General features: G+C 36.2%; 7 protein-coding genes and 1 pseudogene. 7 read left to right on the top strand and 1 reads right to left on the bottom strand.

Annotated features, from left to right (window positions below):
* The first annotated feature begins 165 nt into the window (after nucleotides 1–165).
* From atpD to GFJ36_RS27080, 4 genes are all read left to right on the top strand, one after another.
* A complete protein-coding gene (atpD, locus tag GFJ36_RS27095) occupies nucleotides 166–1,575 on the top strand; it encodes a F0F1 ATP synthase subunit beta (protein WP_001032603.1) in 1,410 nt (469 codons plus the stop codon).
* Nucleotides 1,576–1,595: 20 nt separating this feature from the next.
* Nucleotides 1,596–1,997: a F0F1 ATP synthase subunit epsilon gene (gene atpC / locus GFJ36_RS27090; RefSeq protein WP_000847206.1), complete on the top strand. Its 402-nt coding sequence runs from the start codon at nucleotides 1,596–1,598 to the stop codon at nucleotides 1,995–1,997.
* A 130-nt stretch (nucleotides 1,998–2,127) separates the two neighbouring features.
* Complete coding sequence (locus GFJ36_RS27085; RefSeq protein ID WP_098082151.1) at nucleotides 2,128–2,910, top strand: DUF975 family protein; 783 nt, start codon at nucleotides 2,128–2,130, stop codon at nucleotides 2,908–2,910.
* A gap of 47 nt (nucleotides 2,911–2,957) precedes the next feature.
* Nucleotides 2,958–3,611, top strand: coding sequence for a DUF975 family protein (locus GFJ36_RS27080; RefSeq protein ID WP_088608236.1), 654 nt, complete (start codon nucleotides 2,958–2,960; stop codon nucleotides 3,609–3,611).
* A gap of 16 nt (nucleotides 3,612–3,627) precedes the next feature.
* Here GFJ36_RS27080 and GFJ36_RS27075 read toward each other — a convergent pair whose 3' ends face one another.
* The gene (locus GFJ36_RS27075; protein WP_097907154.1) at nucleotides 3,628–6,357 is read right to left on the bottom strand and encodes a putative bifunctional diguanylate cyclase/phosphodiesterase; all 2,730 of its coding nucleotides are present in this window, start codon (nucleotides 6,355–6,357) and stop codon (nucleotides 3,628–3,630) included.
* A 289-nt stretch (nucleotides 6,358–6,646) separates the two neighbouring features.
* Here GFJ36_RS27075 and nuoA point away from each other — a divergent pair, with 289 nt between their 5' ends.
* From nuoA to GFJ36_RS27060, 3 genes and pseudogenes are all read left to right on the top strand, one after another.
* On the top strand, nucleotides 6,647–7,015 hold the full coding sequence (nuoA, locus tag GFJ36_RS27070) for an NADH-quinone oxidoreductase subunit NuoA (RefSeq protein WP_000179270.1): 369 nt from the start codon (nucleotides 6,647–6,649) through the stop codon (nucleotides 7,013–7,015).
* Nucleotides 7,006–7,524, top strand: coding sequence for an NADH-quinone oxidoreductase subunit NuoB (gene nuoB / locus GFJ36_RS27065; RefSeq protein ID WP_000236331.1), 519 nt, complete (start codon nucleotides 7,006–7,008; stop codon nucleotides 7,522–7,524). Before nuoA ends, nuoB begins: the two co-directional genes overlap by 10 nt.
* Nucleotides 7,521–7,766 (top strand): annotated as a pseudogene (locus GFJ36_RS27060) (NADH-quinone oxidoreductase subunit C); the annotation flags it as partial. The gene nuoB and the pseudogene GFJ36_RS27060, both read left to right, overlap by 4 nt.

The raw sequence follows: 7,766 nt of genomic DNA, 5'->3' as shown, positions 1-7,766 counted from the left end.
AGGAAGGCGCGAAATGACCGACTGTTCTAGCCGCTGGAACTAGATTCAATAAAAAGCGTAGGCGGCTCTTTCAAAAGAGTCGCGTAAGCTATAAACCAATAAAAAATTAAAAGCTAACTGCTCGTAGCAAGTTGGCTAATTAAAAGAAAGCTAGGAGGGAACCCGATGAATAAAGGGCGCGTTACGCAAATCATGGGTCCGGTTGTAGACGTTAAGTTTGATGGCGGAAAGCTACCAGAAATCTACAACGCCCTTACGGTAAAACAAAGCAACGAAAACGGAACAAGCATTAACTTAACATTTGAAGTTGCACTTCATTTAGGTGATGATACAGTTCGTACAGTTGCAATGTCTTCCACAGACGGACTTGTTCGTGGTACAGAAGTAGAAGATACTGGTAAAGCAATCTCTGTACCAGTTGGTGATGCAACACTTGGTCGCGTATTTAACGTATTAGGTGATGCAATTGACTTAGATGGTGAGGTTCCTGCCGATGTACGCCGTGATCCAATTCACCGTCAAGCACCTGCATTCGAAGAATTATCTACTAAAGTAGAAATTCTTGAAACTGGTATTAAAGTAGTAGACTTACTTGCTCCTTACATTAAGGGTGGTAAGATCGGTCTATTCGGTGGTGCCGGTGTAGGTAAAACTGTATTAATTCAGGAATTAATTAACAACATCGCACAAGAACACGGTGGTATCTCTGTATTCGCTGGTGTAGGTGAGCGTACTCGTGAGGGTAACGATTTATACCACGAAATGAGCGATTCTGGCGTAATTAAGAAAACTGCGATGGTATTCGGACAAATGAATGAGCCACCTGGAGCACGTCAACGTGTTGCATTAACAGGTTTAACAATGGCTGAACATTTCCGTGATGAGCAAGGACAAGACGTACTATTGTTCATCGATAACATCTTCCGTTTCACGCAAGCAGGTTCTGAAGTATCTGCCCTTCTTGGTCGTATGCCATCTGCGGTAGGTTACCAACCGACACTTGCAACAGAAATGGGTCAATTACAAGAGCGTATTACATCTACAAATAAAGGGTCTATCACGTCTATCCAAGCGGTATATGTACCAGCCGATGACTATACGGATCCAGCACCAGCTACAACGTTCGCTCACTTAGATGCAACAACAAACTTAGAGCGTCGTTTAACACAAATGGGTATTTACCCAGCCGTAGATCCATTAGCATCTACATCTCGTGCACTTTCTCCAGAAATCGTAGGAGAAGAGCATTATGAAGTAGCTCGTCAAGTACAGCAAACTTTACAGCGTTATAAAGAGCTTCAAGATATCATTGCTATCTTAGGTATGGATGAGTTATCTGAAGAAGATAAGTTAGTTGTACATCGTGCTCGTCGTATTCAATTTTTCTTATCTCAAAACTTCCACGTAGCTGAGCAGTTTACAGGTCAAAAAGGTTCTTACGTACCTGTAAAAAATACAGTTAGCGGATTTAAAGAAATTCTAGAAGGAAAATATGATGACCTTCCAGAAGATGCATTCCGTCTTGTAGGTGGTATTGAAGAAGTTATTGAAAACGCGAAGAAAATGATGGCGTAAGGCCTTAGGAGGGACGAATTATGAAGACATTTCCAGTCAGTATTGTAACTCCTGATGGACCGGTTTACGAAAAAGAAGTAGAAATGGTAAGCGTAAAAGCAGAGAGTGGGGAAATGGGGATCTTACCAGGTCACATTCCAACTGTTGCACCATTAAAAATTAGTGCAGTTCGTCTGAAACATGGTGGACACACTGATTATGTAGCAGTAAGTGGTGGCTTTATCGAAGTTCGTCCAGATAAAGTAACTGTATTATCATCATCTGCTGAAGAAGCAAACCATATCGATATCCATCGTGCAAATGAAGCGAAGCGTCGCGCTGAGCAACGTATGCAAGATAAACAAGCACATGTTGACTTTAGACGTGCAGAAATGGCATTACAACGTGCTGTGAACCGTTTAAACGTTTCCGATATGAAATAAAAAATCCGTAAAGGCTTTGCCTTTACGGATTTTTTTGTGTAGTTCATGGATAATTTTACAAAAATGGTATAATTATATTGATGCTTGTATAAGTAGAGAATGTACAACAATTTATAAAGGGGATGAATAAATGATCGGTGAAATGAAACGAGAAGCGTTGCACTCTTTAAAGGGAAAATGGGGACTAGGTGTTGGATCAACGATTTTATATTTTATTTTAAGTTATGTTGTTTCAATGGCTGCAATGCTTATACTTTTAATTCCAGGAGTTATTATATTTTTACTATTTGCTGGTTTAACAGGTTCACTTGAAGAGGAAACAATATCAATTGGAGCAGGTATTACATTTGGTATTTTTTATTGCATCATAATAATTTTGAGTAACGCATCGTATGGAATTACATCATACGGTTATACAAATGTATTTTTACAGATGAGTAAACGAGAAGGTGCTAAAGTAGATCACTTATTCGAAGGGTTTCGTGGCTTTAAAAGAATGATGAAAACGATGTGGGCAATGCTTGCGATTTTGTTATATACAGGTACATGGATTCCAATGTTGCTAGTAGCCTTATTCGCATTTTTCGGTGAAGAGGGAAATACGTCGTTTACTATCGCTTTCTTTATACTATTAGCTATTTCAATCGTTGTTATGATTGTGATGTATTTTTCTTATGCGATGACGTACTATGTAATGATTGAAAATCCAGAGTATAGTGTGTCACGAGCAATGAAAGAAAGTAAGCATCTTATGAAGGGACATAAGTTAGATTTATTTCTTTTATGGCTCAGTTTTATAGGATGGGGTATTTTAGCGATTTTAACACTTGGAATAGGTTTTCTTTGGCTTAGCCCGTATATGAGTACAACGACAGCGCATTTTTATCGCTATCTTTCAAAAGATGAATTGTAGTAGGAACATGCTATACTAATAGAGTTATTACGTATAGGAGGAACAATATGATTAGTGATTTAAAAGGAGAAGCGCTAGATTCATTAGAAGGGAAATGGGGATTAGCTGTCGGGGCAACATTACTGATTTCGATTCTTATTTCAGCTTTTAGTTTTAGTATTGATTTCATTTTCTTTCAATTTTGGGATTGGAAAGAAGTAAATAACTCACTTTCAGTAGACGTTATTACAATATTGATGGTAGGTCCATTAACGCTAGGTGGTTATCATTTAGCACTACATATCATTCGTGAAAAAGAAGCGAGTATTGGGCATATATTCAGATGGTTTACAGAAGGAAGTAAGTTTATAAAGTCATTTTTATTATATATAGTAGTGAACATTTATATTTTCTTATGGTTTTTATTATTTATTATTCCAGGCATTATTAAATCATTTTCTTATGCGATGACGTACTTTATAATAAATGATCATCCTGATTATTCCATAAATCAAGCTATTACAGAAAGTCGTCGTATGATGAATGGACATAAGATGGAGTATTTCATTTTATGTTTAAGCTTTATTGGTTGGTTTATATTAAGTTGTATTACGTTAGGGATTGGATTCCTATGGCTAATTCCATATTTTTATACGACGTCAGCAGCTTTTTATGAAGAAATTGCAGAGGAGTATTACGAGAAAACAATTCCGACACTATAAAAACACCCAGTATGAGCTATTGGTTCATACTGGGTGTTTTTTGTAGAAATTTTATAAATTGATGACTAGTAAGTGGTTTACTGAAATAGTAACCTTGCATATATTTACAGTTGTTCTTTTGTAGAAACTTAAGTTGTTTTTCTGTTTCAATTCCTTCAGCAACGACAGAGAGGTTTAAAGTATTTGCAAGGGAAAGGATAGTGGAAACGATAGCTCTTTCCTCAGGTCGATGATCGGCTAGTTGTGTAAATTCTCTCGGTACTTTTAACGTATCAATAGGGAAAATTGATAAATAAGCGAGAGAAGAATAGCCGGTACCGAAGTCATCAATGGACGTTTGAATACCATATTCCTTTAATTGTTTTAGTCTTGATAATGTTTCTTTTTCATCAATCATTGCAATTCGTTCTGTTAGCTCAAGTGTTACATGCTTTGGATCGACTTTAATGTCTGTTAGTATTTGTGAAATGTTGTTGATTAAATTCTCTTGCTGAAACTCTTTTGCGGATAAGTTCACACTTATTTTTAAATCTGTGTAGCCGAAAGTATGCCATATTTTTAACTGGCGACAAGATTCTTTTAATACCCAATGACCGAGCGGAACGACTTGTGGCGTCTCTTCTACAATTGGAATGAACTCACATGGCGGAATGTCACCTAGGAGTGGGTGTTTCCAGCGTAGTAATGCTTCAGCACCAATAATCTTTTTCGTCGTAATATCAATTTGTGGTTGATAAACGAGATAAAACTCTTCGTTTACTAAAGCGAGTGGTAAATCTTTTTCAATTCGAGCTTTTCGTTCCATTTTTTTATATAATTCTTTCGTGTATAGGGAGCTACCATTTTTTCCTTTATTTTTTGCTTCGTACATGGCCATATCAGCATGCTGTAAAATGGATAATGGATCTTCACCTGCTTCAGGATATATTGCAATCCCGATGCTCGGTGAGATTTGTAAATGTTGACTTTCAATTTCGAATGGTTCGTTCATGGCTGCTACAATCGTATCAGCTATTTTTTTCACATCGGGTCTTTTTTTATAATTTTCGATAAGGATTGTGAACTCATCCCCGGCTAGCCGGGCGAGCTTCATATTTGGTGTCGATAGTCTTTCTAGTCTTTTTGCTACGGCAATTAATAGAAGGTCTCCTACCCTATGACCGAGGGTATCATTAATAACCTTAAAGCGGTCTAGGTCGAGAAACATAACAGCAAAAGGCCTTTTTGATATTTCGGATCGAGCAATTGCTTGTTCTACATATTGATGAAATGCACGGCGATTTGCAAGCTCTGTTAAAGTATCATGATATGCTAGAAAATTAATTTGTTCTTGTTGTTGTTTGCTTTCCGTAATATCTTTAATCATTAAATAAACACCAGAAATATGATCCTTTAAAAAGATAGGAACTGCTGTAACATGCAAGTAGTAAATATCCCTATTCTTATGATATGCCCGTACTTCTAAAGAAATAGATTTCCCTTTTTTTACTCGATGAAAGGCATTAATGATTTCTTCCAAATCTTCTTCATACGTAAGTGAATAGTATGGTTGCTTTAATAATTCATTCGTTTGATAACCGAGTAAAGTAGTACCAGCGTTGTTCACGTTGAGAAAATTACCGTACAAGTCTAATGTGAAAATTGGATCTGGATGGTGCTCGTATAAAGATTTAAACATCTGTTGGTTATGATATAGTTCATTTTTTTGTTCTACTAAATCTTCTGTACGTAGTTCAATTTGTTTTTCGAGTTCTGAGTTGAATTGCATTTGAGCTAGTAATAATATTTTATTTTGTTTTCGAACTAAACTATGGCGTATGAGAACGAAGGAGAAAGTTATTATAAGCCCGATTACTACAATAGGTGCAAAAACATATTCAACTAGTATAAAAACAATAAGCATTACTACAGAAATATAAGGTAATGACAATCTGATCGATTCCCCAAGTTTAGGTGTTAATAGTACTTGCTCTTGTCTTTCGGGTTCTTTTGTATGCAGAATACAGGCGATTGCTACTAGTACTAAAGTTACTTGATAGAGAGGAGTAACTGTAAACATAGAATACTCGGGTATGAAGTATTTGATATAAGCATAAATCGCATCTGTAGTAGCATATAAAATTAAAGCACTGCCAAGAAGCGCACCAACTTTTTTGGATAATAAGGATAATGGCTTGAATAACAGATTGATTCCTATGAGAAGAAAGAGCAAATCGGCCATTGGATAGGTAAGTTGAACAAATATGTCGATATAGGATGTTGAAGAAACGTGAATGGTGCGTTCAATAAGTAAGTAGTAACTTAAAGTGAATTGTGCTGTAACAATAATACAAATATCACATATCATAAAAAGCTTTTCTAATAAATCGCGGTTATAGATGATTTCATATAGAAACGCAAATGCAAAGGTAATTAAAAAAAGTAAGTAAAAAAAATCGGACGGATCAACGAATGTATAATAGTCCTTTAAAATTAAACGTTGATAGGCAACGACCATATCACCAATGAAATAAGAGAGAGTTCCAACAGATAAAATGGTCCAAAATAAACGAGGTAACCCTTCTTTCCTATTTGAAAAATAAAGTATATAACTACAAGCGATAATATCAATGAATAAGGTACTCATTCCAATTAATATTTGAAAAGGAAATGAGTATTCATATAGAAAAGGCATTGCCACGTAATGAATCGCTATAGATAACAATATAATGCTTATAAGAATACTTACATGTGTTTGTTTTTTCATTTATCTCACCCACGGTATATACATATAAATTCCTCTTTTTATTTTTTATTGTTTCTTGAAACATATATATAATTTCTATACTTATTTTACACAGGTATAGCGAGTTATAAAAATAGATTTTAATAATTCTCGTTTCGGTCCCCAATATATCGACATAGGAATTTGAAGTTTGCTATAATGATTAAAATAGTTGCATTATTTAGAAAAATTTAAAAATAATAATTACTGCAGCTAGGACATATTGTTTACTAAGTGAACTTGTTCTTAATTCAGGGGGGAGGGTTTCACAATGGCAAGTGTATATGAAAATAGTTATATGATCGTTTTGATTTTCTTGCTATTAGGTATATTGCTGCCGGTAGTGGCTCTTACATTAGGAAAGATGCTGCGTCCAAACAAACCAAGTGCAGCGAAAGCGACGACGTATGAGAGTGGGATTGAGCCTTTTCATGATGCAAATATTCGGTTTCATGCTCGTTATTATATTTTTGCTTTATTGTTTGTCATCTTTGATGTAGAAACTTTATTTTTATATCCATGGGCTGTTGCATATGACAAGCTCGGTTTATTTGCACTGATTGAAATGCTTATCTTTGTTGTAATGTTGCTAGTTGGATTAGCGTATGCTTGGAAAAAGAAGGTGTTACAATGGTTATAAATTTTGAGGAATTACATCCAAATGAGCGGGCGGAATTAGAACGAAATATCTTTTTTTCTACATTGGAGCAGTTAAAAGGGTGGGCACGAAGCAATTCTTTATGGCCGATGACATTCGGACTGGCATGCTGTGCAATTGAAATGATGGGAGTAGGTTCATCACATTACGATTTAGATCGATTTGGGTCATTTTTTCGGACATCGCCAAGGCAATCGGACGTTATGATTGTGTCGGGAACAGTAACGAAGAAGATGGCTCCTATTGTTCGGCGTTTATACGATCAAATGCCCGAACCAAAATGGGTTATTGCAATGGGATCTTGTGCGACAGCAGGTGGCCCATATGTAAATTCATACGCTGTTGTGAAAGGTGTGGATCAAATTGTACCAGTGGATGTGTATATTCCTGGTTGTCCACCCAATCCTGCTGCTTTAATTTATGGAATTAATAAATTGAAAGAAAAAATTCGTTACGAGGCAAAGACGGGAAAGCAGGTGACGAATAAATGAGTGATCCAAATAAAGACCTAGAGGATTTGAAAAGAGAAGCGGCTAGGCATGCGAAAGAAGAGGCGAGAAAGCGTCTCGTTGCGAAACATGATGCGGAACATGATGCGGAAATAAGTAAACTTGAGGAAGAAAATCGAGAAAAAGAGAAAGCGCTACCAAAAAATGATGGTATGACTGTGGAAGAAGTAAAACGACGTGCAGCTGCAGCCGCGAAAGCAAAAGCGGCAGCATTAGCAAAGCAA

It is taken from the genome of Bacillus sp. EE-W1 (assembly GCF_009760835.1).
Lineage (GTDB): Bacteria > Bacillota > Bacilli > Bacillales > Bacillaceae_G > Bacillus_A > Bacillus_A wiedmannii.
Note: the sequence above shows the minus strand (reverse complement) of the source record. Positions and strands in the feature narration are given on the sequence as shown.